The organism is Herbidospora yilanensis, assembly GCF_001570565.1.
GTDB classification, from domain to species: Bacteria; Actinomycetota; Actinomycetes; order Streptosporangiales; family Streptosporangiaceae; genus Herbidospora; species Herbidospora yilanensis.
Genome location: NZ_BBXE01000023.1, coordinates 1 through 26,259 on the forward strand (window position 1 = coordinate 1; position 26,259 = coordinate 26,259).

General features: G+C 68.9%; 18 protein-coding genes. 4 read left to right on the forward strand and 14 right to left on the reverse strand.

The window, feature by feature from the left end; translation table 11 throughout:
* The 5 genes from AW273_RS17405 to AW273_RS17425 form a co-directional block, all read right to left on the reverse strand.
* Positions 1-984, reverse strand: a 984-nt coding sequence (locus tag AW273_RS17405; RefSeq protein ID WP_062349382.1) for a trypsin-like serine peptidase, incomplete at its 3' end; no start/stop codon positions are given.
* A gap of 364 nt (positions 985-1,348) precedes the next feature.
* Positions 1,349-2,548: a trypsin-like serine peptidase gene (locus AW273_RS17410; RefSeq protein WP_062349383.1), complete on the reverse strand. Its 1,200-nt coding sequence runs from the start codon at positions 2,546-2,548 to the stop codon at positions 1,349-1,351.
* 258 nt (positions 2,549-2,806) lie between these two features.
* Positions 2,807-4,000: a trypsin-like serine peptidase gene (locus AW273_RS17415; protein ID WP_062349384.1), complete on the reverse strand. Its 1,194-nt coding sequence runs from the start codon at positions 3,998-4,000 to the stop codon at positions 2,807-2,809.
* Between the two features lie 91 nt (positions 4,001-4,091).
* Positions 4,092-5,204: a trypsin-like serine peptidase gene (locus AW273_RS17420; protein ID WP_062349385.1), complete on the reverse strand. Its 1,113-nt coding sequence runs from the start codon at positions 5,202-5,204 to the stop codon at positions 4,092-4,094.
* A 223-nt stretch (positions 5,205-5,427) separates the two neighbouring features.
* On the reverse strand, positions 5,428-6,537 hold the full coding sequence (locus tag AW273_RS17425) for a trypsin-like serine peptidase (RefSeq protein ID WP_062349386.1): 1,110 nt from the start codon (positions 6,535-6,537) through the stop codon (positions 5,428-5,430).
* A 263-nt stretch (positions 6,538-6,800) separates the two neighbouring features.
* On the opposite strand from AW273_RS17425, the gene AW273_RS17430 reads away from it, so the two are divergent.
* Positions 6,801-7,763, forward strand: coding sequence for a zinc-binding dehydrogenase (locus AW273_RS17430; protein ID WP_062349387.1), 963 nt, complete (start codon positions 6,801-6,803; stop codon positions 7,761-7,763).
* 172 nt (positions 7,764-7,935) lie between these two features.
* On the opposite strand, the gene AW273_RS17435 is transcribed toward AW273_RS17430, so the two are convergent.
* The 6 genes from AW273_RS17435 to AW273_RS17455 form a co-directional block, all read right to left on the reverse strand.
* A complete protein-coding gene (locus AW273_RS17435) occupies positions 7,936-8,694 on the reverse strand; it encodes a PadR family transcriptional regulator (RefSeq protein WP_062349388.1) in 759 nt (252 codons plus the stop codon).
* Positions 8,691-9,488, reverse strand: coding sequence for a DUF4097 family beta strand repeat-containing protein (locus tag AW273_RS17440; RefSeq protein WP_062349389.1), 798 nt, complete (start codon positions 9,486-9,488; stop codon positions 8,691-8,693). Before AW273_RS17440 ends, AW273_RS17435 begins: the two co-directional genes overlap by 4 nt.
* A gap of 72 nt (positions 9,489-9,560) precedes the next feature.
* Entirely contained in the window at positions 9,561-9,737 is a 177-nt protein-coding gene (locus tag AW273_RS37935; protein WP_170990908.1) for a DUF6104 family protein, read from the reverse strand.
* Between the two features lie 65 nt (positions 9,738-9,802).
* Positions 9,803-13,471, reverse strand: a complete 3,669-nt coding sequence (locus AW273_RS17445; RefSeq protein WP_062349562.1) for a multifunctional oxoglutarate decarboxylase/oxoglutarate dehydrogenase thiamine pyrophosphate-binding subunit/dihydrolipoyllysine-residue succinyltransferase subunit — start codon at positions 13,469-13,471, stop codon at positions 9,803-9,805.
* Between the two features lie 219 nt (positions 13,472-13,690).
* On the reverse strand, positions 13,691-14,332 hold the full coding sequence (locus AW273_RS17450) for a B3/B4 domain-containing protein (RefSeq protein ID WP_062349390.1): 642 nt from the start codon (positions 14,330-14,332) through the stop codon (positions 13,691-13,693).
* A gap of 118 nt (positions 14,333-14,450) precedes the next feature.
* Positions 14,451-16,988 carry a glycoside hydrolase family 9 protein gene (locus AW273_RS17455; RefSeq protein WP_232327469.1) on the reverse strand — a complete coding sequence of 846 codons (2,538 nt, stop codon included), beginning with the start codon at positions 16,986-16,988 and terminating at the stop codon, positions 14,451-14,453.
* Positions 16,989-17,172: 184 nt separating this feature from the next.
* On the opposite strand from AW273_RS17455, the gene AW273_RS17460 reads away from it, so the two are divergent.
* Positions 17,173-18,204, forward strand: coding sequence for an MBL fold metallo-hydrolase (locus AW273_RS17460; protein ID WP_232327470.1), 1,032 nt, complete (start codon positions 17,173-17,175; stop codon positions 18,202-18,204).
* A gap of 103 nt (positions 18,205-18,307) precedes the next feature.
* Entirely contained in the window at positions 18,308-18,808 is a 501-nt protein-coding gene (locus AW273_RS17465) for an NADPH-dependent FMN reductase (protein ID WP_062349392.1), read from the forward strand.
* Here AW273_RS17465 and AW273_RS17470 read toward each other — a convergent pair.
* Positions 18,805-19,854 carry an NAD(P)H-dependent amine dehydrogenase family protein gene (locus AW273_RS17470; RefSeq protein ID WP_062349393.1) on the reverse strand — a complete coding sequence of 350 codons (1,050 nt, stop codon included), beginning with the start codon at positions 19,852-19,854 and terminating at the stop codon, positions 18,805-18,807. The genes AW273_RS17465 and AW273_RS17470 overlap by 4 nt on opposite strands.
* 141 nt (positions 19,855-19,995) lie before the next feature.
* On the opposite strand from AW273_RS17470, the gene AW273_RS17475 reads away from it, so the two are divergent.
* Entirely contained in the window at positions 19,996-20,907 is a 912-nt protein-coding gene (locus AW273_RS17475) for an SDR family oxidoreductase (protein WP_062349394.1), read from the forward strand.
* Between the two features lie 65 nt (positions 20,908-20,972).
* Here the strand turns inward: AW273_RS17475 and AW273_RS17480 are convergent, their stop codons facing one another.
* Both AW273_RS17480 and AW273_RS17485 read right to left on the reverse strand, forming a co-directional pair.
* Positions 20,973-24,872, reverse strand: coding sequence for a ThuA domain-containing protein (locus tag AW273_RS17480; protein ID WP_198168205.1), 3,900 nt, complete (start codon positions 24,870-24,872; stop codon positions 20,973-20,975).
* 157 nt (positions 24,873-25,029) lie between these two features.
* Positions 25,030-26,214 carry an ROK family protein gene (locus AW273_RS17485; protein WP_083949834.1) on the reverse strand — a complete coding sequence of 395 codons (1,185 nt, stop codon included), beginning with the start codon at positions 26,212-26,214 and terminating at the stop codon, positions 25,030-25,032.
* Positions 26,215-26,259: the final 45 nt, after the last annotated feature.

Genomic DNA, 26,259 nt, shown 5'->3' on the forward strand with positions numbered 1-26,259 from the left:
GCTCCACTTGAGCGTGTGGCCCGAGTAGGCGTGGTTGCCGTCCGGGTGCTTGCCGCTCGGGTAGCCGAAGACGTAGACCGACTGGCCGACCTTCTGGTTGTACGCGAGGCCCTGGCCACCGACGTTGTCGCCGAGACGGCCAGCGTCCACGAACTTCCAGACGAAGTAGACGTAGACGTCGTCCTTCTCGCCCGGCTTGTCCACGATCTTCCACTTGAACGTGTCACCCTTGAAGGTGTCCCAGCCCCAGTACTGGTCGTAGACCTCCTTGGAGACCTTCTGCCAGCCACCGAGGTCGTTCCAGCCCTCGCCGCCCCCAGCGATGGGGGAAGGCGTCTTGCCGCCGAAGGCGGGGCCGTCGTGCGGGGCCTTCAGACCGTTGTACACGGTGACGAACGCGTAGTTGCGGTCGCCGTCCTCGTACACGTCGAAGTCGTAGTGGGTGAAGGCCTGCTTACCCACGTAGATGCCCCACGGGGTCTTGCCCTGGTAGTAACCGGGGACGAAGATCCAGTTGTTCAGGGTCGCCTTGTTGGACACGACGTCGTAGACGCAGTGGCCGGCGGTCGCGACAAGGTTCTTGTACGCGGCCTGAACGGAGGTGGCGGTGCACCAGTGCGGCTCACCGTTCGCACCGGTGAAGAACACCTTGCCCGTGGTCTTGGGCAGGTTGACGTTCTTCGAGGTGCTGGTGACCTTCTTCTCGTCACCGATGGCGGGAACGATCCCCGGCTTGGTGTCGGCGGTCGGGCCACCGGTCGAGACGTGCTTCCCGACGACCTGGGTCTCCACGTCGTAGGGGGTCGCGCCCACGAGGTTGGCGGCCTTGTTGGCCGTCCAGTAGGCGACGATGTTCTGCGCCGCGATGCCGGTGGAGGCCAGCGGGGTGCTGGCGACGTCACCGGCGGCGGAAGCCGGCTGGGTGACGAGGGCGGAGGCCAGCAGGCCCGCCGCCACGCCACCGAGGGCGAGAGTGCGCTTCATGGGGGAACTCCTTGGTCTGTACGTGGGCCGCATCTTGCGTCCCATGCGTCAGGAAAGGGATGAGTGGACCTTACAGCCGCGATCTTCGGTGACTGAAGTGATCCGTGAGTCTTGTTGATCACCCTGAGTGACGGAGATCTGTCCGTGATGTTGATGACCTGGTGTTGACAGATCTGTCAATGCGACCAAAGGGATGGAAGCGCAGCTCCGATGCCATCGAGATGTGACCGGCGAATGGCGTAGGGAACCACAGGTTGCTGAGAAGACACTGGGAATGTGATGCGAATCACATCGAATCAGTGGAACCGGTCGCGAACGGCAAAGGGCCCGGTCCAATCGACCGGGCCCTCGACCGTGGAGACGACTACGCGATCGAGCCGCTCCACACGTTGGCGGCGGCCTTGTAGACGCCGTAGGTCTCGCCGTCGAAGTAGGCCGAGACGCTCGTGTCGATGCGCCTGTTGCCGTCGGTGTCGGACACCCCGCTGGTCAGGCCGTTCAGGTAGCCGAGGCGGCGGGCGCTCTTGTACTGCGACAACCACGCCGAGCCCAGCGAGCCCTGGCCGGTGAACGACGACTTCACGCCGATCAGCTCCTCGGCCTTCACGGCCGACGCCTTGGCCTTGAACGTCTTGCCGTAGCTCCACTTGAGCGTGTGGCCGGTGTAGGCGTGGTTGCCGTCCGGGTGGGAGCCGCTCGGGTAGCCGAAGACGTAGACGTTCGTGCCGACCTTCTGGTTGTAGGCCAGGCCCTGGCCGCCGACGTTGTCGCCGAGGCGGCCGGCGTCGGTGAAGCGGATCACGTAGTACTTGCCCTTGATCGGGCCGGGCGAGCGGATGGCCTTGCTGTAGGTCTCCCACTCGGACTTGGAGACTTCCTTGGTGTTCTCGGTCCGCATCCACTTGGCGAACTCGCTGCCCTTGGCGGGCAGGCCCGACGCCGGGGCCTTGAGGCCGTTGTAGACGGTGACGAACGCGTAGTTGCGGTCGCCGTCCTCGTAGACGTCGAAGTCGTAGTGGGTGTAGGCGGTCTTGCCGACGTAGATGCCCCAGGGGGTCTTGCCCTGGTAGTAGCCGGGCACGAAGACCCAGTAGTCGAGGGTGGCCTTGTTGGTCACCGTGTCGTAGACGCAGCTTCCGGCGGTGGCCACCAGGTTCTTGTACTTCGACTGCAGCGAGGTGGCGGTGCACCAGTGGGGCTTGCCGTCGCCGCCGCGGAAGAACACCTTGCCGGTGGTGCGGGGGAGGTTGACGTTCTTGGAGGAACCGCCCGACTTGGCCTCGTCGCCGATGGCGGGGACCGTTCCAGGCTTTCCGTCGGCCGCGGGGCCGCCGGTGGAGACGTGCTTGTTGACCTTGATGGTCGTCTCGGCGTTGTAGGGGGTCGAGCCGACCAGGTTGGCGTACCTGTTGGCGAACCAGTAGGCGACGACGTTCTTGGCCGCGAGCGAGGTCTTGGCCAGAGGGTCGCTCGCCACGTCGCCGGCCGCCGAGGCGGGCTGGGCGACGAGGGCGGAGGCCAGCAGGCCGGCTGCCACACCGGAGAGGGCGAGGGTGCGCTTCAAGGGTGCTCCATGCGTTGGTAAAGGGACCGTCAGGACGATATGCGGGATGTTCCGCGTGTCCAAAGCGGCTTCACCGGGCCTTTGGGGCCGTTGTGCACGCATCGTCGCAGGTGGGAACTTGACTGACGCCAGTCGGATCTTGGTCTAAATGTGACCCGAATCACATTTTTCCATGGCACCGAAATCCGTCTATGTACGTCTAATTCTCTCGCGCATGAAAAAAGGGCCCGGCCAGATGCGGCCGGGCCCCTCGTCGTCCTAGGCGATCGAACCCGACCACAGGTTCGCCGCGTGCTTGTAGATGCCGTAGGTCTCTCCGTCGAAGTAGGGCGAGAGGCTGACGTCGATGCGGTCGTTGCCGTCGGTGTCGGACACCGCGGCGGTGACGCCGTTCAGGTAACCCTTGCGGCTGGTGTTGCTGTACTTGTACATCCAGGCCGAGCCCGACGAGCCCTCGCCGGTGAAGCTGCACTTGACGCCGAGCAGCTCCTCCGCCTTGATGGCCGGCGCGGAGGCCGGGAACGTGGTCCCGTAGCACCACTTCTGGGTCTGGCCCGTGTAGGCGTGGTTGCCGTCGGGGTGTGACCCGCTCGGGTAGCCGAAGACGTAGTCCTTCACGTTCCTCTTCTGGTTGTACGCGAAGCCCTGGCCGCCCACGTTGTCGCCCAGGCGGCCCGCGTCGACGAACTTCCAGATGTAGTACTTCGAGCCGACCTTCTTCGTGTACTTGTCGACGATCCACGGGTAGGTGCCGTAGGAGCGGTACTTGTCCCACTCGCTCTTGGAGACCTTCTTCCAGTCGCCGTCGAGCGGGCCGCCGTCGTGCGGGGCCTTCAGGCCGTTGTAGACGGTGACGAAGGCGTAGTTGCGGTCGAAGTCCTCGTAGACGTCGAAGTCGTAGTGGGTGAAGGCCTGCTTGCCGACGTAGATGCCGTAGGGGGTCTTGCCCTGGTAGTAGGCCGGGACGAACACCCAGTACTTCATCGTGGCGGCGTTCGACTCGGTGTCGTAGACGCAGTGCCCGGCGGTGGCGACCAGGTTCTTGTACTTCGACTGGAGCGAGGTGGCGGTGCACCAGCGGGGGTTCTTGTCGGCGTCCAGGAAGAAGACCTTGCCGGTGGTGCGGGGCAGGTTGACGTTCTTGGACGAGGTGGAGCCCGCGCCGCCGATCGGGGAGACGAGGCCGGGCTTGCCGTCGGCGGACGGGCCGCCCTTCGACAGGTGCTTGGCGACGACCTTGGTCTCGACGTCGTAGGGGGTGGCGGCGTTCAGGTTGGCCTTCGACTGGCCGTACCAGAAGGCGACGACGTTCCAGGCGGCGATGCCGCTGCCGGCCAGCGGGTCGGACGCCTCGTCGGGAGTGGCGACGGCCGCGGACGGGACGGCCAGGGCCGCGCCGAGAAGGCCGGCGGTGGCGCCGAGGAGGGCGAGGTGCTTCGCTCGGGTTCGCATGGTGGTGCTCCTTCATTACAGAGGGTGTGCTGTGATGAAGGTAGGTTCGTGCGCTTTATCCCTGCTTTATTCGCGGTTGCAAGGCGCTTGCTCAGGCCGTGGCCTGCTTGGCGGCCTGCTGGTAGACCCGCGCGGTGATCGTGTTGAAGTAGGGGGAGGACGCCGCGTCGAGCTTGCCGTCGGCGTCGATGTTCCACGTCAGGCTGGTCACGCCGTTGAGGAACCCGGTCTTCTTCGCCGGATCCCAGCCGAGCACCCACGGGCCGCCGCTCGCGCCCGCCGTGAACGGGCACGGGTTCAGCAGGACGCCGTTCTCCAGGAGATAGGTGGGCGCCGTCGCGGCGGTGGCCCTGGTCGTGCCGGAACAGGACCGGACGACCTGGCCGTCGAAGGGGCGGCTGCCGTCGGGGTGGGCGCCGGCCGGGTAGCCGAACACCGACACCGGACGCGAGCGGCCCTTCGTCGAGGCGAACTGGAACGCGCCGACCTTGTCTTCGAGCCGGCCGCCCTGCACCCGCTGGTCGCCCTTCCAGGTGAAACCCCGGTAGACGGTCACGAAGGCGTAGTCGCGGTCGTAGTCGCCCGCGCCCGAGAAGTCTTCGTGCAGGTAGAGCGTGTGGCCGACGTAGATGCCCGCGTCGGTGGAGCCGCCCGCGTAGGACGGGATGAAGACCCAGTTCTCCACGGGCTTGTTCTGGCCCAGCGACCAGCCGCAGTGGCCGGCCGTGGCGACCAGGTTGCGGTTCTTGGAGTGGACGACCGAGCCGGAGCACCAGTACTCCTTGTCGCCCAGCTTGAAGAAGACCTTGCCGACCATCGGCTGCTGGGAGGGCGCGAGCGCGCGGGCCGAGGTCGTCGTCGTGCTCTGGCGGGAGAGCTCCGCCATCGAGGGGGCCTGCCGCGCCCCGGTGGCCGGCTTGGAGGCCGGGACGTAGGTGCTGGCCTCCTTCAGCCGCTCGGGCGTCCAGTAGGCGGCGACCTTCTGCATGTCTCCGCCGGTCGCCGCGAGGGGATAGGCCATGACGCCCTTGCCGAGGTGCCGCTCGGCCGGTGGCGCGGCCTCCTTGGCCGAGACCTCCATCAGGGGCGCCGTGGGCGGGGCCGCGATGGCGGGAACCGAGGTCGGCGTCCAGATCGAGAGGAGCGCGGCGGCACCCAGCGCGGCGGCGACGCCGCCCGCGGCAAGGGTGATCCGCCTGGTCATGGGGGCCTCTCGGGGGTCTCGTGACGGAGGTATCGATCGTAAGGGGTGATTTTTCCAGATCACCAGTGATCAGGCACAGGTTCTTGGCTGTCTCGTTATGAATTCGGGGGAACCGAACGGCCCTCTGACCCGTCCGAGTAGATCGGGCCGAAGCTACGGCCCGTGTAAAGGAAAGTGCCCGGGAGACGAAGAACGTCCCCCGGGCACCCGGTGCGAGGTCGTGTCACGCGGTCCAGCGGTTCGCCGCGACCTTGTAGACGTCGTAGGTCTCGCCGTTGAAGTAGGGCGAGGAGAGCCGGTCGTACCGGTCGTTGCCGTCGGTGTCCCAGGCGATGCTGTTGACGCCGTAGAGGTAGCCGGAACGGGTCTTGCTCTTGTAGTTCCAGAGCAGGGGGCCGCCGCTGGCGCCGGCGGTCATGCCGCACTTGATGCCGACGTGCTCCTGGACGTTGTACTTCGGCGCGGCCGGCATGGCGGCGGTCTGGCCGTAGCACCACTTCATCGTCTTGCCGCTGAACGGACGGTCGCCGTCGGGGTGCGGGCCGGCCGGGTAGCCGAACGAGAAGACGTTGGTCTTGGTGCTGCGGTTCCAGGTGAAGCCCTGGCCGCCGACGTTGTCGCCGAGGCGGCCGACGGAGGTCTTGACGAGCTTGTACTTGCCGTCGACCTTCTCCCAGCTCGCCTTGTAGCCGGAGGCGACGTTGACGAACGCGTAGTCGTAGTCGTAGTCCTCCTTGACCACGAAGTCGTCGTGCGCCTGGTACCAGGTGGCCGGGTAGATGCCGTAGGGCGCCTTGCCGTTCCACGCCTGCGTGCCATCCCAGTACGACGGGATGAACACCCAGTTGTCGTAGAAGCGGTTGCTGGCCGGGTCGTACACGCAGTGGCCGGCGGTGGCCACGACGTTGCGGAACTTGCCCTGGATCGAGGTGCCGGAGCAGTACTTCCAGCTCTTCGGGTCGAGCGGGTTCTTGCCGGGCAGGGTGAAGAACACCCGGCCGACCGTGTTGGGCAGGTTGACCTGCTTGCTGGCGGGCGTGCCCGCCTTCTCGCCGCCGATCGGCGGGACCACACCGGCCTTGCCGTCGGGCTCGGGGGTGCTCGGACGGCCCGAGCCCTTCACCGCGTTGCCCAGCTCCTCGGTGCGGTCCTTCGCGGCGCGGAGCCGGTCGGGGGTCCAGAACTGCGCCGCGGCGGCGGCCGTGGTGGGGGCCGCCTTCTGGGTCACGTCACTGGGGGCCGTGGCCGTGGCCGACGAGGCGGTGCCCACGGCGCCGAACGCGACCAGCGCGCCGGCGACGGGGATGGAGAGACGTCGTGCTCGGGAGATCATCGAAGTCCTTTCCCTTGGGACGAATTGAGGGTGCGTCCCAAATACGTGGAAACAGCTCCGAACGTTAATGACGCGATCGCGGTCAACGCCCTAGATATAACGAGAGGGCTGGGTCAATTGGCCTTACCGTTATTCATGCGCTGCCGTTATGAATGGCGTCCTCGCAGGTGATCCCTGGTTTGCCATTTCGGTTTACGTATTATTCGCGGCGGGTCTCAGTCCCTTTTGTCACTCTCGTAACAGGGATAGAGTAATGTTCTGCCATGATCGCAGTAACGGCTTCGCAGACCGATCCGAACGACCCGCTGAAGGGTCTGACCGTGGGCGAGCGGCCCGAGCCCGCCGTCCCCGACGGCTGGACGACGGTGACCGTCAGGGCCGCCTCGCTCAACCACCACGACCTGTTCACCCTGCGCGGGATCGGCATCAGCCCCGACCGGCTGCCGATGACGCTCGGCACGGACGCGGCCGGGGTCGACGAGGCGGGCAACGAGGTGATCGTGCACTCGGTCATCGGCACGCCGGTCAACGGCGACGAGACCCTCGATCCCCGGCGGACGCTGCTCTCCGAGCTCCACCAGGGCACCTTCGCGGAGAAGGTCGTGGTGCCCAAGCGGAACCTGGTGCCCAAACCCGCGGCTCTCTCGTTCGAGCACGCCGCCTGCCTGCCGACGGCCTGGCTGACCGCCTACCGGATGTTGTTCGAGAAGTCCGGGCTGGAGCCCGGATCGACGGTCCTGGTCCAGGGCGCGGGTGGGGGCGTGTCGACCGCGCTGATCACCCTGGGCCGGGCCGCCGGCTATCGCGTCTGGGCGACGAGCCGGTCGGAGGCCAAGCGGGGCAAGGCGCTGGAACTGGGCGCCGACCAGGTGTTCGAGACCGGCGGACGGCTGCCCGAGCGGGTCGACGCCGTGATGGAGAGCGTGGGGGAGGCGACCTGGGACCACTCGATCTCGTCGCTGCGGCCCGGCGGCCGGGTGGTGATCTGCGGCGCGACCAGCGGCATGGTCGCCCCCACCAAACTGGCCCAGGTCTTCTTCCTGCAGAAGCAGATCATCGGCTCGACCATGGGCACCCGCGACCAACTGGGCAGACTCGCGGTCTTCCTGGAGCAGACGGGTGTGCGCCCGCTGGTCGACCGGGTGCTCCCGCTGACCGAGGCCCGCGAGGGCGTGGCGGCCATGGCCGGGGGCGACGTGTTCGGGAAGATCGTCTTCACTCCCTAGGGCGGCCGGCCGACTCCCCGTGGCCGGGCGGTGCGGGCGCGGCCGGTCGGCGCCGGCCGCGGGGAGGTCCGGGGACGGCGGGCGGGGCCGGCCGGGCGGAGCCGTAACGGAACGACCGTGAACGGCGTGACGGGCCGCACCCGACGCACAGGTGAGCTCCACCCAGCGGAGATCAGCCGTCGGGGTCGAGGATCGACCGCAGGCGGGTCGCCGTGTCGTCGAGGACCGCCTTGCAGGCCGCCAGGTCGTCGTCGCCGAGCCTGGTGTCGGCCGCCTCCGAGCGGACGGCGGCCACGAAATCGGCCAGATACTGGCCGAGTTCCGCGTCGTTGGCCGTGGCCCGCTCGTCGTCGACCGTGCCGTTCGGGGGCGCCGGGAATCCCGTCATGGCCCACGTGTCGGTCCAGATGCGCTGCCACTCGCCCTTCCAGCGTTCCGACTCCGCCTTCCACTGCTGCTTCTGGCGGGACCATTCCGCCTTCTGCCGGTCGCGCTGGCGCTTCCACTCCTCGCGTGTGTCGCGGGCCGAGCCGGTCGTCTCCTGGTTGATGTTTCGGGCCATCGTGGTCAGTTCGTGGCGCAGGGAGCGCACGGTCTGGCGGACGTCCTCTTTGACCTCGCGGGCGATGTCCTGGACCGAGGCGGTGATCTCGCGTTCCAGGTCGGCGAGTTCGTCGAGGCGGGCGTTCAGTTCGGCGCGGCCCTTGTCGGTGAGGGTGAAGACCTTCTTGCCGTCGACGACCTCGTGGGTGACCAGGCCCTCCTCCTCCAGCCGCGCCAGGCGCGGGTAGATCGTGCCGGGGGAGGGGGAGTAGACGCCGAGGAAGCGGTCTTGGAGCAGGCGGATGACCTCGTAGCCGTGGCGGGGGCTCTCCTCCAGCAGTTTGAGCAGGTAGAGCCGGAGCCTGCCGTGGCCGAAGACGGGACTCATTCTGTTTCCTTACTGAGCAGGGTCACGCCGCCCGAGACGGTGGTCGCGCTGAGCGTGGCCATGCCACCGCCGAGACGACCGGTGAGGGTCTTGGTGCCGGGGTGGCCGTTGTACGTGAGACCCGGGAAGGCGGACTCCAGATTGCCCGACATCGAGCGGAAGGTCACGTCGCTGTCGGTGGCGCGCGGGAGCCGCACCCAGATCGAGCCCGAGACCGTGTTGAGCGTGACGTGGCCGGTCGGGCCGAGGGTCAGGTCGGCGGTGATGGCGCCGCTCACGGTGTTGCCGCGCAGGCGCCTCGGCACCCCGTCGGCGACGGTCAGCTCGCCCGAGACGCTGGTGAACGCCAGGTCGCCGGCGAGGGCGCGGCTCTCGACCGAGCCCGAGACGGTCTCGGCGTGGACGTCGCCGCTCACGCCGTCGAGGATGATGTCGCCCGTCACGCTGCGCACCCGGGTCTGCGTCTCGAAGCCGGCGATCACCGCCCCCGCGGAGATCACCCCCGCCTCCACCCGGCACGTCTTGGGGACCGTCAGGGTGATCACGCAGCTCCGCCCGCCACCCGAGCGCAACCAGCCGAGCACGCCCTCCCAGGTGAGGTCGCCGTAGGTGACGGTGAGCCGGCCGCCCTCCTGCTCGACGACGAGGGGGACGCTGCCGATCTCGCTGATCTCCAGGCCGGGCGGGCCGTCACTGGCCAGCACCGCGAGGTGACCGGCCACGATGCGCACGCTCAACCGGTCGACCGGATCGAACGTGAGCTGGTCGGGTTTGTCGATGGTCCATCTCGGCATGACGCCGCCCCTTCCACGAACTGCCTACAGACACGATATGTCGCGTTCGTGGAAAGTCAAGATGTATCGCGTTCAGTCCTCGTCGTCGTCGAGCCGGGCCAGCCAGGTCGCCAGGCGCTCGACCGGCGTCTCGAACTCGGGGTTGAGGTCGACGAACTCGCGCAGCCGCTCGGCCAGCCAGACCATCTGCACCTCCTCCTCGCCCCGGCGCTCGACCAGTTCCTCGATGCCCCTGTCGGTGAAGTACATGAAAGCTCCCGGAAACGGCGAGAGGCCCCCGCAGTGGAGGGCCTCCCGCTGGGTTGTGACGTCGTCTAACCGAAGATCTCGGTGATGATGGTGTGGAGTTCGTCGTCGTGGGTGCTGTGGGAACCGGCGGCCGGCGAGGAGTTCGCCGCCCGCGAGACCCGCCGCAGCCGCCGGCCGTTGAGCACCTCGGGCCGCTCGGTCATCTTCAGCGCCAGGTAGGGCCACGGGCCCATGTTGACCGGTTCGTCCTGCGCCCACACGAGCTCGACGTCGTCGGCGTAGCGGGCCAGCTCGGCCTTCAGCGGCTGCTCGGGGAACGGGAAGAGCCGCTCCATCCGGAGGATCGCCGTGTCGGTGTGGCCGCCCTTGTCCCGTGCGGCGGCCAGATCGTAGTAGATCTTGCCGGAGCACAGGACGACCTTCCGGACGCCCGCCGGGTCGACGGTGGTGTCACCGAGCACCGGCTGGAAGGTGCCGGAGGTGAACTCCGCGGTCGCCGACGCCGCCGCCTTTTGGCGCAGCAGCGACTTGGGCGTGAACACGACCAGCGGCTTGCGCCGGTCGGACAACGACTGCCAGCGCAGCAGGTGGAAGTAGTTCGCCGGGGTCGTCGGCTGGGCCACGGTCATGTTGTCGAGCGCGCAGATCTGCAGGAAACGCTCGATGCGGGCCGAGGAGTGGTCGGGACCCTGACCCTCGTAGCCGTGCGGCAGCAGCAGCACGACCGACGACCGCTGGCCCCACTTCTGCTCACCGGACGAGATGAACTCGTCGATGATCGACTGGGCGCCGTTGACGAAGTCGCCGAACTGCGCCTCCCACATGACCAGCGCCTCGGGCCGGACCACGCTGTAGCCGTATTCGAAGCCCAGCGCCGCGAACTCGCTCAGCAGCGAGTCGTAGACGTAGAACTTCGTGACGCCCTCGTTGAACGCCTTCAGCGGGGTGTGGTCTTCGCCGGTGACCCGGTCGACCAGCACCGCGTGGCGCTGGCCGAAGGTGCCGCGCCGCGAGTCCTGGCCTGCCAGGCGGACGGGGTGGCCGTCGAGCAGGAGCGAACCGAACGCCAGCATCTCGCCGGTCGCCCAGTCGATCGCGTCCTCCTCGATCATCGCGCCGCGCCGCTGGAGCACCGGGTTGAGCCTCGGGTGGACGGTGAAGCCCTCGGGCAGCGTGAGCTGGGTGTCGATGACCCGCTTGACGGTCTCCTCGGAGATGGCCGTCTTGGTGTCGTCGTGGCTCCACACGATCAGCTCGTCGGTGGGCGGCTTGACGACCGCGCCCTCTTCGAGCGGCTTCTTGGCGGCGTCGCGGGTCTCGGTGAAGGCCCGCTCCAACTGCTCCTGGTAGTCGCGCAGCGCCTGCTCGGCGTCTTCGACCGTGATGTCGCCGCGGCCGATCAGGGCCTCGGTGTAGAGCTTGCGGGTGGAGCGCTTGGCGTCGATCAGGTCGTACATGAGCGGCTGGGTGAAGCTGGGGTTGTCCATCTCGTTGTGGCCCCGGCGCCGGTAGCAGATCATGTCGATCACGACGTCCTTGCGGAACGCCTGGCGGTATTCGTAGGCCAGCTTGCCGACCCGGACGACCGCCTCGGGGTCGTCGCCGTTCACGTGGAAGATCGGCGCCTGGATCATGCGCGCGACGTCGGTGGCGTAGACCGACGAACGCGAGGCCTCCGGGCTGGTGGTGAAGCCGACCTGGTTGTTGACCACGATGTGGACGGTGCCGCCGGTGCGGTAGCCGCGGAGCTGCGACAGGTGCAGCGTCTCGGCCACCACGCCCTGGCCCGCGAAGGCCGCGTCGCCGTGGACCAGCACCGGCAGGACGGTGAAGCCCTCGGGGCCCATCTCCAGCAGGTCCTGCTTGGCGCGCACGACGCCTTCGAGGACGGGGTCGACCGCTTCCAGGTGGGACGGGTTGGCGACGACCGACGCCTTGATGCGCTTGCCCGACGGCGACACGAAGTCGCCGTCGGCGCCCAGGTGGTATTTCACGTCGCCCGAGCCGTGGGCGCTGCGCGGGTCGAGGTTGCCCTCGAACTCGCCGAACACCTGGGCGTAGGACTTGCCGACGATGTTGGCCAGCACGTTGAGACGGCCGCGGTGGGCCATGCCGATGACGACCTCGTCGAGCTGCTCGTCGGCCGCCGCCGCGATCACCGAGTCGAGCAGCGGGATCAGCGACTCGCCGCCTTCGAGGGAGAAGCGCTTCTGGCCGACGTACTTCGTCTGCAGGAAGGTCTCGAACGCCTCGGCGGTGTTGAGCCGCGCCAGCACGTGGAGCTGCTCGTCGCGGTCGGGCTTGGCGTGGGGCTTCTCGACCCGCGCCTGGATCCAGGCCCGCTCTTCGGGGTTCTGGATGTGCATGTACTCGATGCCGACCGTGCGGCAGTAGGAGTCGCGCAGCACCCCGAGGACCTCGCGCAGCGTCATCAGCGCCCGGCCGCCGAAACCGCCGGTCGGGAACTCGCGCTCCAGGTCCCACAGGGTGAGGCCGTGCTTGGTGATGTCGAGGTCGGGGTGCTTGCGCTGGCGGTATTCCAGCGGGTCGGTGTCGGCCATCAGGTGGCCGCGCACGCGGTAGGCGTGGATCAGCTCGATGACGCGGGCCGACTTGGCGACGTCGTCGTCGTGGGAGGCCGACACGTCGGCGGTCCAGCGGACCGGCTCGTAGGGGATCCGCAGCGACTCGAAGATGTCGTCGTAGAAGCCGTCGGCGCCCAGCAGCAGCTGGTGGATGCGCCGCAGGAAGTCACCCGACTGCGCACCTTGGATGATGCGGTGGTCGTAGGTGCTGGTGAGCGTCATCACCTTGCTGATGGCCAGCCGCGAGAGCGTCTCGGCCGAGGCGCCCTGGTATTCGGCCGGGTATTCCATCGCGCCGACGCCGATGATCGTGCCCTGGCCGGGCATCAGGCGCGGCACCGAGTGGACCGTGCCGATGGTGCCGGGGTTGGTCAGCGAGATCGAGGTGCCCTGGAAGTCGTCGACGCCGAGCTTGCCGGAGCGCGCCTTGCGGACGATGTCTTCGTAGGCCATCCAGAAGTGCTGGAAGTCGAGCGTCTCGGCGGCCTTGATCGACGGCACCAGCAATTGGCGCGTTCCGTCGCTCTTCTGGACGTCGATCGCCAGCCCCAGCCCGACGTGCTCGGGCCGGACGATCGCCGGCTTGCCGTCGATCTGGCCGTAGGCGTAGTTCATCTCCGGCATGGCCTCAAGGGCCCGCACGATGGCGTAGCCGATGAGGTGGGTGAAGGAGATCTTGCCACCGCGCCCGCGGGAGAGGTGGTTGTTGATCACGATCCGGTTGTCGATCAGCAGCTTGGCCGGCACGGCCCGCACGCTCGTCGCGGTCGGGATCGCCAGCGACGCCTCCATGTTGAGGGCGGTGCGGGCGGCGGCGCCGCGCAGCTTCTCCTCGACCGCGCCGACGGGCGCCTTGGGCGCCTCTGCCTTGGCGGCGGGCTTGGCTGCGGCGGGGGCCTTCTTCTCAGGCACGGGGGCCTTCGGCGGCTGCGGAGGCGCGGCCGGTGCTGCGGGTGTGGGAGCGGCGGCCGGCGTCGCGTCGCCCGGCGGGGCGACCTTGCCCTGCCCGTTGTAATCCGCGAAGAAGTGCCACCAGGCCTTGTCAACCGACTCGGGGTCCTGAAGGTACTTTTGGTACAGCTCGTCGACAAGCCATTCGTTCTGTCCGAAGCTTGCCAGCGGGTTTGTCCGCGACGACTCAGACGACACGGCGGAAATCGCCCTCTTCCGCAGATCGGCGTTGATGTAAAGGAACCTGTCCAAGGCTACTCGTCCAGCCAGGTGACGAGAGCCGTCCGGCGCGTGGCTCCCGCTTATGCTCCCAGGACTGTCCGAACTGGTCACGCACGGGTAGCCCTCCAGGATGGTAGAGGCACCCTCACCGGCTGGTCAGGGCGAGGTCCCCTTTTCGTCATATTGGTCGTAATTCTAGCTGATTGTGCGACTTGAAGTTCGGACATCAGGGCTGATCAAGTGCAGCAACGTGACCAGTTCCTCGCCTGCTGCGGCCAGTTCCGCCATGGTCATGGGGGCCAGTCGTTCGAGGATGAAAATCGCGTCGACCGTTTCCTCGGTGATGCGGGTGCGGACGCCCTGACGCCAGTTCCACCGCCGGCAGGTCACCCCCGCGTCGTCGCGCCAGATCACCTCGCCCTGCTCGGGCTCGCCCAGCGCCTCGTCGGACTTCTCGTCCCCGGCGGCGCGGACCAGCCGGGCCGGGCCCTCGTAGCGGCGCAGGTCCTCGCCGCCGATGGGGAGCGTGTGGCGCACCGACACGGAGTTGTAGGCGTCGACGACCAGGTTGATCTCGGGCAGCGGCATGCGGCGGATCAGGGCGTCGACCGACGGGCGGGTGCGGGACGGCTTGGCGCCGAACGCGCGGTAGGCGTCGCGCCAGGACTCGATCTTCTTGTCGTCGAGCGGCGCGGCCCGCTCGGCCGCCTTGGCCAGCCACTTCCTCGACCGGTCGTCGGAGGGGCCGTTGACGAAGCCGGTGGCCTCGATGAGGAGGGCGGCGAAGTCGGGCCGGAGCGCGCGGACCGCGTCGTCGACGTGGATGTCGTTCAGCACGGAGAAAGAGTAGAGCGAGACACGGACGGCCGGAGGCCGGGCGTGTCCCGCGTTGTGAACGTGCCTGAAAGACCGGGCCCGTGGCTCCCCCGGAAGAGCCACGGGCCCGGGGGTCGGCTTAGGCGCAGGCCTTGCCGTTCAGGAGGAACAGGTCCGGCACGGGGTTGGCGCCCGGGGCGCCGACGCCGTTGAAGCCGAAGGTGATCGACGAGCCGGGGTGGATCTTCTTGTTGTGGGACAGGTTCTTCGCGGTCAGGGTCGCGCCCGACTGCGAGTAGTCGGCGTTCCAGCCGTGGTCGAGCTTCTGCCCGCCCAGGAACGACCACTTCAGGTTCCAGCCGTCGATCGCGGCGGCACCGGTGTTCTTGATCGTCACCTGGGTCGAGAAGCCGGTCGGCCACGTGCCGTGGATCTGGTAGGTCACCTCACACGAGCCGGGAGCCGTCACCGAGCCGTCGCCCTGGTCGGCGATGAAGGCCGAGATCCACGACAGCGGGGCGTTCCAGTTGATCGTCAGCTCGTTGGTCGCCCACGACTCGATGTGGTCGATGTAGCAGAACTGCGGCTTGCAGCCCTGGAGGTTGGCCTGCGCGATCGGGTCCTGGATGGCCGAGTTCGGGCCGCCCGCCAGGGTGCCCCGGGGCGGGTTGGGCAGGTCGGGGTTGAGCTGGTTGGCGTACCAGCGGGAGTGCTGGTTGCGGGAGTTGACCTCGCCGTAGCCCGTCACGTAGGAGATGTTGAGGGCGTTGCGGCCGAGGATGTAGTCGATGCCCTCCAGGACTCCGTCGAGGTACTTCTTCTGGCCGGAGATGTCGTACGCCGCCGCCATCACGACCATGTTGTTCAGGACGAGGTTGTTGGAGCCCCAGTCGAAGTCGGGCGGGTTGTAGGGCAGGCCGTACGGGTGTGCGTCGAGGGTGGCGAGGTACTTGTCGGCGCCTTCCAGGACCGAGGCGCGGACCGCCGCGCGGCCGGGCAGGTTGTTGGGCACCGTGGCCAGGTCGAGGCGGCCGAGCTGCGCCGTCGAGCCCCAGTCGAAGCCGCGCTCGCGCCACACGTCGGACGTGTGCAGCGGCGAGTTCAGCACGGCGTCCCGGAAGACCGCCTCGCCGGTGGTGATGTAGAGCTCGGCGGCGGCCCAGTAGAACTCGTCGGTCACGTTGTCGTCGTTGTAGGCGCCGCCGCCCACGCCGTCGTTGGGGGAGGCGTAGATCGCCGGGTTGGCCTTGGCGGCCGTCCAGGCCTTGCGGGCGGCGGCCAGGTTCTTGGCCGCGAACGCCGCGTCGTAGGGCGCGAACAGGCGGGCGGCCTGGGCGGCGGTGGCGGCGAGGTTCAGCGTGGCGGCCGTGGAGACCGGGTGGAGCTCACGGGCCTGCGGGTCGAGGTGCGGCATCAGCGGCAGGCCGGTCCACGCGGCGTCGTGGATCTTGTGGTGGGCCATGCCGTCGGGGCGCTGCATCTTGAGCAGGAACTCCTGCTCCCAGCGGGCCTCGTCGAGGATGTCGGGCACGGCGTCGCCGCTCTCCGGGATCGCCAGCGAGCCGATGCTCTTGGCGGTGGCGGCGTTCTTGGTGCGCTCGAACTCGCTCATGAGCTGCCAGGCGGAGACGCCGCCGTTGACGACGTACTTGCCGTGGTCGCCGGCGTCGTACCAGCCGCCCGAGACGTCGAGCGAGTAGTCGCACACGCCGGGCTGGCAGGGGACGTTCGTGTCGCCCTGGTTGGGCGCCACGCCGACGTGCCCGGCCGGGCGGCCGTAGCCGGGGCGCAGCGTGTCGTCGATCGCGATGCCGCTGCGCTGGGTGTAGTAGAACTTCAGCGCGTCCAGCTTGAGCTGGGCGTAGGCGTTCGCCGAGATGTCGAAGGGGCGGCTGGTGTCGCCGTCGGCGGTCAGGGTGTAACCCTCGCCGGCGGTCGTGTAGGCGCCGAAGTCGATGCTGTGCACGTTCTGGCCGGAGCTTCCGTCGACGCCGCGCGGGGTCGTCGAGCCGTTCGCCACGACGGTGCCGCCCTCGTTCTTGAGCTGCCAGGCGACGGCCTCGGTCGCGTCGGTCACGACGGTGGCGTTCTTGGGGCCGTTGGGCAGGTAGGCCACCTGGTTGACGCGCACCCGGGGGCCGGTGTCGGGCTCGTAGACCTCGGGCTCGGCGCCGCCGCGCAGCGACACGTCGTCGAGGCAGAAGCGCCACGGGGTCGCGCTGCCGCCGAGCTGGAAGGCGATCTGGGCGTTGGGCAGGCTGGTGGGCGCGGTGAAGGTGAACTCGTAGGAGTTGCCCGACACGCTCAGCTCGGGGTTGGCCGCGAAGAACTGCGTCCAGGGGTCGACCGGGAGCTGGATCAGCGCCCGGCCCACGCGCGAGGGCGTGGCCGAGGCGAAGAAGCGGTAGGCGTAGGTCTCACCGGCGACCAGCGGGATGCCGTCGAGGCCGATGATCGCGTCCCACGGGTTGGTGGTCGAGCCGGGGATGTCGGCGCACAGACGGCCGTCCTCCAGTTCGACGGTGACGTTGCCGGTGTTCCACCAGGGCGCGGTGGAGGTCTCGAACGTCCCGTTGGGGATCTGCTCGGGGCCCTCGTCGGCGTACGCGGTGGTGACCGGTAACAGGAACAGGGCCGCCGCGGCGAGCACGGCGGTGAGGCGGGAGGGTCGCGTCAAAATGCACCTCGTCAGATATGGGAGCGCTCCCATGGCTCAGATGCACCCGATGTTTCCAATGGGTTTCATCGAGGGTCAAGAATCGCAGGTCGGCGCTGGTGGGCGACCTGCCGTGCGTCCGGAATGTCCGGTGAAACTTTCAGCCACTAGAATCTTGTTCGGTATGTCGGACACAATCGACCCCGTGAGAAGACCAACCGAACCGGCCAGTCCCGCCCAGCACGCCGCCTGGCTGGCCGGTCGCCTCCCCGAGGTCGAACGCGTCCGCCCCGGCCTCTGGTCGATCCCCGTGCCGCTGCCGAACACCCCGCTGCGCTACGTGCTCGTCTACGCCCTCGAACTGCCCGGCGGCGTGGCGCTGATCGACGCGGGCTGGAACACCGAGGAGGCGTACACGGCCCTGACGGCGGGACTCAAGACGGCGGGTTACGAGATCGCCGACGTCCGGGCGGTCCTGGTCACCCACATGCACCCCGACCACTACGGCCTGGCCGGCCGGGTCAGGGAGGACTCGGGCGCCTGGATCGGCCTGCACCCCGCCGACGCCCGGCTGCTGCGCGGCCGGTACGAGGACACCGAGGACCTGTCGAAGCGGGAACTCGCGCTGCTGCTGCGCAGCGGCGTCCCGGCGGAGAAGGCCCGCGAGCTGGCGGGCGCCTCGATGGCGATCCGCCGGTTCGTCTCGGCCGGCGCCCCCGACCGGCTCATCGAGGACGGGACCCGGCTCGACCTGCCGGGCTGGGACCTGACCGCGATCTGGACGCCGGGCCACTCGCCCGGCCATCTGTGCTTCGCCGGCGACGGGCTGCTGTTCTCGGGCGACCACGTGCTGGCCAAGATCACCCCGATGGTCGCCTTCCATCCGCAGTCGGCGCCCGACCCGCTCGCCGACTACCTCGACGCCCTGCGCGCGGTGGGCCGCCTCGACGTCGAGGAGGTCCTGCCCGCCCACGAGTACCGCTTCCCCGACCTGCCCGGCCGCGTCGAACACGTGATCTCCCACCACCACGACCGGCTGGCCGAGATCGAGCGGGTGGTGACCGCCGAGCCGGGCCTGACGTGCTGGCAGATCGCGACCCGGCTGACCTGGTCGCGGCCCTGGGAGTCGATCCGGGGCTTCCAGCTCCGGGCCGCCAACAACGAGACGCTCGCCCATCTGATCTACCTGGAGGCGAAAGCCCGGCTACGCCGGGAAGATAACCTATATTACAAGTAGGGAATAAGTGCTACATTCGTGCCATGAGCCTGGAGTACCCCGGCGACGTCTTCTGGTACGACCTCCCCGACGACGAGGCCGAAGAATACGAGGAGGACGTCTGATGGGCAGCATCGTGACCCTGGTCGGCAACCCCCGCGGCGGATCGCGCACGGCGGCCGTGGCCGTCCGCGCCGCCGAGGCGGCCCTCGGGTCGGCCGGCGACGTGGTCGACCTCGCCGGTCTGGCCCCCCACCTGTTCGCGCCCCAGCCCGTCGCGGCCGTCGAGGTGGCGCTCGACCTCGTCAAGGACGCCGATGTGCTGGTGGTGGCGAGCCCGACGTACAAGGGCACCTACACCGGGCTCCTCAAGGCCTTCCTCGACCGCCTGCCGCCCAGGGCGCTGGCGGGCAAGCACGCGCTGCCGCTTCTGGTGATGGGCGGCGCCCAGCACGCCCTGGCGGTGGAGGTGCACTTCCGGCCGCTGCTGGTCGAGCTGGGCGCGATCGTGCCGACGCCGGGGCTGGCGGTGCTGGAGAGCCAGATCGCCGAGCTCCGCGACTTGGACGCCGTGCTCAAGTCGTGGGCCGGGCAACTCGCGGGCCAGCTCCCCGCCCGGGTCTAGGCCAGCCGGGCCGTGCCCCGGCCCGTCACCATCGGCAGGTCGAGGATGGTGCGGATGCCCGGGTCGGCCAGCACCACGGCGCGGATCGTGTTGACCGCGTGGGCCGCGGCCCCCGCCAGCCCGTGGTCGACCTCGTTGAGGTTCACCACGATCGTCGGCCGTCCCTCGATGTGGATCGAGAAGCCCGGCTCGGCCCAGCGCGGCACCTTGTCGGCGTCGGCCTTGTAGACGCACTCGACGGTCATGAAGGGCCGCCCGCGCACGAGGCCGGAGAAGACCCAGCGCGAGGCCGCCACCGTGCCCTGGCGGACCAGGCCCGAGGCGATCTCGAAGTCGTCGGCGGCGAGCTCGAACTCGTCCATCTCCTCGATCTCGTCGAGCTCGACGCCGAGCGCCGCCGAGACGAGCTGCACGCTCTCGGTGAACAGGGCCCGCTGAAAGGCCCGGAACGGGCGCACCGCCGTCACGTAGTCTTTCGGCGTGCGGGCGAAGCCGATCAGGTCGGTCACGATGTGGTGGGACGGGTGACCGCGGTAGTCGGAGGTCTCGCGCACGTAGATGTGGTCGAGCCGCGACGACAACCCCGTGAGCGTGAGGGGGAGCACGTCGCTCACGAAACCGGGGTTGATGCCGGTGCCGTGGAGTGTGGTGCCGCCCTCGCGGCAGGCCTTCTCGATGCGGTCGACGACCCCCGTGCCGTAGGCCATGGGGTAGACGAAACCGGTCGTCGTGATGACGTTCTTGCCCGAGGCGAGCAGCTTGCAGATCATGTCGACGTCGTGGCCGTGGTCGCCGCCGAAGAAGGTCGCCGGCAACGGCATGTGCAGCACGCAGTCGGCGTCGAGCGCCAGGATGGCGTCGACGTCGTCGGTGCAGGTCACTCCCGTTTCGGGGAGACCGACGAGCGGACCGGCGTCCATGCCGATCTTGTCGGGGTCGTAGACCAGAACTCCGGCGAGCTCGAACTCGGGACGCTCGACAACACCGCGAAGCGCGTATCCCCCCACGGCGCCGGTGGCCCACTGAACCACACGGAGAGTGCGCATTGAGCGGCCTCCAGCCCAGGGGTGTGCGACGGCGGCGAAACCATATCAGAAACTCACTCATCCGATCACTGTCCGCTACGTCCCGTTTGGTATCGTGCGCTAGACCAGAATTTTGTTCTCCTTGGAAGGGTGTGAGCGAGAATGCCGGATGATCTCCTCAGGTTCGACGGGCGGGTCGCCGTCGTCACCGGCGCCGGGCACGGCCTCGGCCGGTCGCACGCGCTGCTGCTCGCCGAGCGCGGGGCCAAGGTCGTCGTCAACGACCTCGGCGGGGCGCTCGACGGCACCGGGGCCTCCGCCGGACCGGCCGCCGAGGTGGCCGAGCTGATCGTCAAGAACGGCGGCGAGGCCGTCGCCAACGGTGACAACGTGGCCACGCCCGAAGGGGCCGAGGCGATCGTCCGGCAGGCGGTCGAGACCTTCGGGCAACTCGACATCGTGGTCAACAACGCCGGGATCCTGCGCGACCGGTCCCTCGGGAAGATCACCGTCGAGGACTTCGACGCGGTGCTCGCGGTGCACGTGCGCGGGTCCTTCCTCGTCACCCGGGCCGCCTATCCGCACATGAAGGAACGCGGGTACGGCCGGGTGGTCAACACCTCCTCGCCCGCCGGGCTGTTCGGGAACTTCGGGCAGGCCAACTACTCCACGGCCAAGATGGGGCTCGTCGGGCTGACCAAGTCGACCGCGATCGAGGGCGCCCGGTCGGGCATCACCGCCAACGCCATCGCCCCCATCGCCTGGACGCGGATGACCGAGTCGCTGCTGCCGCCCGAGTTCGAGGCCAGGTTCGGGCCCGAGACCATCAGCCCCCTGGTGGCCTATCTGGTCCACGAGAGCTGCGCCACGAGCGGCGAGGTGTTCTCCGTGGGCGCCGGGCGGGTGGCGCGGGTGTTCGTGGCCGAAGGGCCGGGCTGGCACGCCGACGGCGACCTCACCGTCGAGGGGATCGCGGCCAACTGGGACGCCGTCCTGGCCGAGCAGCCCTACCTCCAGCCGACCGAGATCGGCAAGCAGGCGACCGCCTCGTTGCAGGCGATGCTCAAGCCGTAGAAACCCGGCAGGGCCCGGCGTGGGGGGGAACACGCCGGGCCCTGCGGTGTTTCTGAGGGGTGGTTCTAGTTGCCGTACACCTCGAACTCCCAGAGCGAGTAGCCCCAGGCCGTGCCGCGGGCCGTGCCGTTGATCCGGACGTAGCGGGCGCTGGAGTTCAGCCCCGTGTGGTCGTCGACGCCGCCGTTCTCACCGGTCACCGTCTTGATCGTCGTCCAGGTCGTGCCGTTGGGCGAGGTCTGGATCTGGTAGCCGCTTCCGTAGGCGGCCTCCCAGCTCAGTCTCACCCTGCTGACGGCGTAGGTCTGGCCGAGGTCGACCTGGATCCACTGCGGGTCGGAGAACGCGCTCGACCAGCGGGTGGTGGCCGATCCGTCGACCGCCGCCGCGGGGGTGTAGGCCGCCTCCTGGCTGGAGGCGGTCGCCGTCTTGTTCAGGGCGACGTTGGTGGCGGGCGGCGGGTCGGTGGGGCCGCTGCCGCCGTACACCTCGAACTCCCAGAGCGAGTAGCCCCACGCGGTGGCGCGGGTCGTCCCGGTGATGCGGACGTAACGGCCGGTGGCGCTCAGGCCCGTGTGGTCGTCGACGCCGCCGTTCTCACCGGTCACGGTCTTGACCGTCGTCCACGTGGAGTTGTTCGTCGAGGTCGCGATCGTGTACGCCGACCCGTAGGCCGCCTCCCAGCTCAGCCTGACCCGGTTGATGGTGTAGGAGGCCCCGAGGTCGACCGTGATCGACTGCGGGTCGGAGAAGGCGCTGGCCCACCGGGTGGTGGCGCTGCCGTCGACCGCGGCCGAACCCGGATAGGTGGCCGCCTCGGTGCTGGTCACCACGACCGGCTTGTTCAGCGCCAGGTTGTTGCTCGGCGGCGTCACGGTGCCGGTGCCGAAGGTGAAGTCGTCCAGGTCGAACAGGCCGCCGCCGGTCGCGCCCTTGAACACCAGGTAGAGCTGGCCGGTGCCCGTCGGCGGGTTGGTGATCGGGACGGTGACGTCCTGGAAGGTGGCGTACCCGCCGGTGGCCGGGACGGTGACCGTGGCCACGAGCGTGCCCGTCGGCGAGCCGGTCCGCACCTCCAGCGTGTTGCCGCCGGCCACCGCGCCGACCCGGGCCGTGAACGTGGTCGCCCCGCTCAGGTTGTACGGGGTGAACGCGATCCAGTCGTTGTTGTCGATGTAGCCGACCGCCGCGCCGCCGTGCGGAGCCGCGCCGGTCACCACCTGCACGCCGTTCTGCGACGAGAAGTGCTCGGCCTGGCGCAGCCTCGGCTGGAGCTGGGCCTGGGTGTGCGTGGTCAGGCCGCCGTTGTCGGTGTACTCGGCGTCGATGACGCCGTAGATGTTCGCGGCGGAGTCGTGCTCACCGTCGGTCGTCGTCTGCAGCACGCCCGAGCAGCCGTTCGCGCTGGTCATCGGGTGGCCGTGCGAGTCGTGGCCGAGGATGAAGCTGACCTTGACCCGCGAGCAGGCGATCGTGCCGTCCTCCGGGTCGGTGACGGTCACCGTGAACGGGATCGCGTCGCCGAAGGAGAACAGGCCGCCGTTGACGGGCGTGTTCACCACCACCGTCGGCGCGGTGTTGCCGACCGTGATCACCGTCGAGGCCGACGACGACTTCCCGGTCGAGTCGCGCACCGTCAGCGTGGGGTTGTAGGTGCCGTTGGCGGTGTAGGTGTAGCTCGGGTTCGCCGCCGTCGAGTCGGTGCTGCCGTTGCCGTCGAAGTCCCAGGCCAGCGTGATCGGGTCGCCGTCGGGGTCGACGGTGCCGGCCGAGGAGAAGGCGACCGTCAGCGGCGCGGGGCCGCTGGTGCGGCTGGGGGTGATCACGGCCTTGGGCGCGTGGCCGTCGGCGGCGTACTCGATCCGGTAGAGGGCCGAGTTGCCGTCGCCGTTGAACCAGCCGGTGCCGTAGTCGAGGACGTAGAGCGCGCCGTTCTTGCCGAACTCCATGTCCATGACCTGGGTGCCCGACCACGGGAACGGGTTGATCGTCAGCCACTGCCCGGCCGAGTCGGGCACGATGTTCTTGATCCAGCGGCGGCCGAACTCACCGGCGAAGAAGGTCCCGTCGTAGTAGCGGGGGAACTTCACCGTGGAGGTCGAGGCCGCGTCGTAGCGGTAGACCGGGCCGCCCATCGGCGACAGGCCGCCGCCGGTGAACTCCGGCGGGGTCGAGCCGGTGTAGGGGATCCAGCCGCGCTGCGACGGCGGGAGGGTCGTGATGCCGGTGTTGTTCGGCGAGTTGTTGGTCGGGCCGCCGGCGCAGTTGTACTTCGCGCCCGAGGGGCCCGACGGGAAGGTGTACTCGTTGTACGCGTCGTTGAACGCCGAGCAGTAAGGCCAGCCGTAGAAGCCGGGGCCGGTGATGCGGTCGAAGGAGACCTGGCCGGCCGGGCCGCGGTTCGGGTCGGCGGTGCCCGCGTCGGGACCGTAGTCGCCCAGGTAGACGACCCCGGTCGCCTTGTCGACGCTCATCCGGAACGGGTTGCGGAAGCCCATGGCGTAGATCTCGGGCCTGGTGTTCGCGGTGCCCGGGGCGAACATGTTGCCCGCCGGGATCGTGTACGCCGGAGAGCCCGACGCCGTCGGCTTGACGCGCAGCACCTTGCCGCGCAGGTCGTTGCTGTTGGCGCTGGTGCGCTGGGCGTCGTAGGCCGGGTTGCGGCCCGACCGCTCGTCGATCGGCGCGAAGCCGGCCGAGTCGAACGGGTTGGTGTCGTCACCGGTCGACAGATAGAGGTTGCCGGCCGCGTCGAAGTCCATGTCGCCGCCCACGTGGCAGCACATGCCGCGGCTGGTCGGCACGTCCAGCACGGTCCGCTCGGACGCGGGGTCGAGCGTGTTGTCGGACCTGACGGTGAACCGGGACAGGCGGTTCACCCCGTTGAAGGGGGCGAAGTCGGCGGCGGTGCCGGTCGAGGGGGCGTCACCTCCGGGGGTCGACAGCGGCGGCGCGTAGAACAGGTAGATCCACCGGTTGGTGGCGTACCCGGGGTCGACCGCGACGCCCTGCAGGCCCTCCTCGTCGTGGGTGTAGACGGGGATGGTGGCGGCGACCTTGGTGTTGCCGGCCGCGTCGGTGTAGCGGACCGTGCCGGTGCGGGCGGTGTGGAAGACGCCGCCGTCGGGGGTGACCGACAGGCTCATCGGCTCGCCGACCTCGGCGACGCCCTTGGCCAGCTCGATCTGCTGGAAGTTGCCCGTCACCGTGGCGCCGCAGTCGGCCGCCGCGAAGCCGGCCGCGGTGCGGATGCCGCCGAGCAGGTGGTTGCGGAAGTTGGCGTCGCCGTAGGAGGCGTCGGTGTGTCCCATGCCGGTGTACCAGGAGCGGCCGCCCGCGTAGTCCTGGCACCACGAGATCGGGTGGTCGATGCCCATGCCGCCACCGGAGTAGGTGGTCTCGTCGAGGGTGGCCAGCACGTGGACCTTGCCGCGCGGGTTGGCGCGGTAGCTGTACCACTCGTCGTACCGGCTCCAGCGCTGCGGCAGGTGCGCGGTGGAGGGGTGCACCCGGTCGGAGACCCGCACGGTCGCGGTCTGCTCGGCGGGGTGCTGCTGGAAGTAGGCGCCGACGAGGTTGCCGTACCAGGCCCAGTCGTATTCGGTGTCGGCGGCGGCGTGGACGCCGGCGTAGCCGCCGCCCGCCGCGATGTAGCGCTCGAAGGCGGCCTGCTGGGTGGCGTTGAGCACGTCGCCGGTGGTGGAGAGCCAGATGACCGCCTGGAAGCGGGCCAGGTTGGCGTCGGTGAACTGGGCCGCGTCCTCGGTCGTCTCGACCGTGAAGTTGTTGGCGGCGCCGAGTTGCTGGATGGCGGTGATGCCGGGGCCGATGGAGCCGTGCCGGAAGCCGGCGGTCTTGGAGAAGACCAGGACGCTGAAGTCCGCCGCGTGAGCCGGAGGGGTGGTGACGACCACGCCCGCCAGCACCAATAAGGCGCTTAGGACGACACGGATGAAGGGGCGCACGGGGCGTTCCTTTCGGAGGGGGTGCCGGAACGCGTGCGCCGAACGCGTCAGAGGGGAAGCGCTCTCACCGGTGGGTCAGCGTGCCACCGCTGACCGGATCGAGTGGGACCCGCCCGTAATGTTGCTGCCTTGTCACGAGTCAGTCAAGAGAGCGCTCTCAGGATGAGACGACCAGATCCACCGCTTCCGGGGACAGGACGTGCTCTATGACCATGACGGCCGCGCCGATGATGCCCGCCCGATCACCGAGCTCGGTGGCCCGTATGCTCAGGTGTTGCGTCGCCAGCGGGAGCGATCGGCTGTAGATCACCTCTCGCACCCCGGCCAGGATGTGCTCCCCGGCCTCGGCCATGTCTCCACCGATCACTATCACCGACGGATTGAAGAAGTTCACGATCGACGCCAGGACGTCGCCGATCTCGCGCCCGGCCTGCCGTGCGAACTGCACGGCCATCGTGTTGCCCTGCCGCACCAGGTTGACCACGTCGCGGCTGCCGTGGGCCTCGACCCCGGCCGCGTCGAGCTGGTTGGCGATGGCAGCGCCGCTGGCCACCGCTTCCAGACAACCGCTGTTGCCACACCGGCACACAACCTCGTCGCTCGCGGTCACCCTGATGTGGCCGATGTCGCCGGCCGCTCCCTGAGCGCCGCGATGGAGCCGCCGCTCGGAGATGATGCCGCACCCGATGCCGGTGCCGATCTTGACGAACACCAGGTGCTCGACGTCGCGCCTGGCCGCCCAGTGTTCGCCCAGAGCCATGATGTTGACGTCGTTGTCGACCAGAACCGGCGCGCCCAGACGAGATCCCAGCCAGTCAGGCACTGGGAACCCGTCCCACCCCGGCATTATCGGGGGGTTCACGGGACGGCCGCTGGAATGGGAGACCGGCCCGGGAAGGCCGACGCCCACGCCGCAGAGCTCGCCGCCGGTGTCGACGAGCAGTTCTTTCAGCGTCACCACCAGCCAGCCGAGGACCTCTTCGGGCCCTCGGTCGATCGGCAGGTCGACCCTGCGCTCGGCCAGGACGGTCGAGGCGAGGTCGGTCACCGCCACTCGTGCGTGGGTCGCCCCGAGATCGGCCGCCGCGACGACCCGGGCGCCCCGGTTGAAGGTGAAGGCGGTCGCGGGCCGCCCTCCTGAGGAGATCGCGTCGTCGGCGGGCACGATCCATTGATGCGAGAGCAGCGCGTCGAGCCGCTGCGAAACTGTGGATCTGGCGAGACCCGTGAGCTGCACGAGTTCGGCCCGAGTGCGGGCCTGGCCGTCACGAAGGATCGAGAGCAGCGCTCCCGCCCCGGTGACCGAGCCGCTGGACTCGCTCAGCATCCCCTGAGTCAACATCGCCTCCCTTCACCGCATCCGATGATTCCAGATCTCATTATGACA

Excerpts from the sequence above, each read along its gene's own strand:
- AW273_RS17415 (WP_062349384.1), bottom strand. The coding sequence starts at position 4,000 with ATGCGAACCCGAGCGAAGCACCTCGCCCTCCTCGGCGCCACCGCCGGC.
- AW273_RS17420 (WP_062349385.1), bottom strand. The coding sequence starts at position 5,204 with ATGACCAGGCGGATCACCCTTGCCGCGGGCGGCGTCGCCGCCGCGCTG.
- AW273_RS17425 (WP_062349386.1), bottom strand. The coding sequence starts at position 6,537 with ATGATCTCCCGAGCACGACGTCTCTCCATCCCCGTCGCCGGCGCGCTG.
- AW273_RS17430 (WP_062349387.1), top strand. The coding sequence starts at position 6,801 with ATGATCGCAGTAACGGCTTCGCAGACCGATCCGAACGACCCGCTGAAG.
- AW273_RS17435 (WP_062349388.1), bottom strand. The coding sequence starts at position 8,694 with ATGAGTCCCGTCTTCGGCCACGGCAGGCTCCGGCTCTACCTGCTCAAA.
- AW273_RS17440 (WP_062349389.1), bottom strand. The coding sequence starts at position 9,488 with ATGCCGAGATGGACCATCGACAAACCCGACCAGCTCACGTTCGATCCG.
- AW273_RS37935 (WP_170990908.1), bottom strand. The coding sequence starts at position 9,737 with ATGTACTTCACCGACAGGGGCATCGAGGAACTGGTCGAGCGCCGGGGC.
- AW273_RS17465 (WP_062349392.1), top strand. The coding sequence starts at position 18,308 with ATGGGCAGCATCGTGACCCTGGTCGGCAACCCCCGCGGCGGATCGCGC.
- AW273_RS17470 (WP_062349393.1), bottom strand. The coding sequence starts at position 19,854 with ATGCGCACTCTCCGTGTGGTTCAGTGGGCCACCGGCGCCGTGGGGGGA.
- AW273_RS17475 (WP_062349394.1), top strand. The coding sequence starts at position 19,996 with ATGCCGGATGATCTCCTCAGGTTCGACGGGCGGGTCGCCGTCGTCACC.
- AW273_RS17485 (WP_083949834.1), bottom strand. The coding sequence starts at position 26,214 with ATGTTGACTCAGGGGATGCTGAGCGAGTCCAGCGGCTCGGTCACCGGG.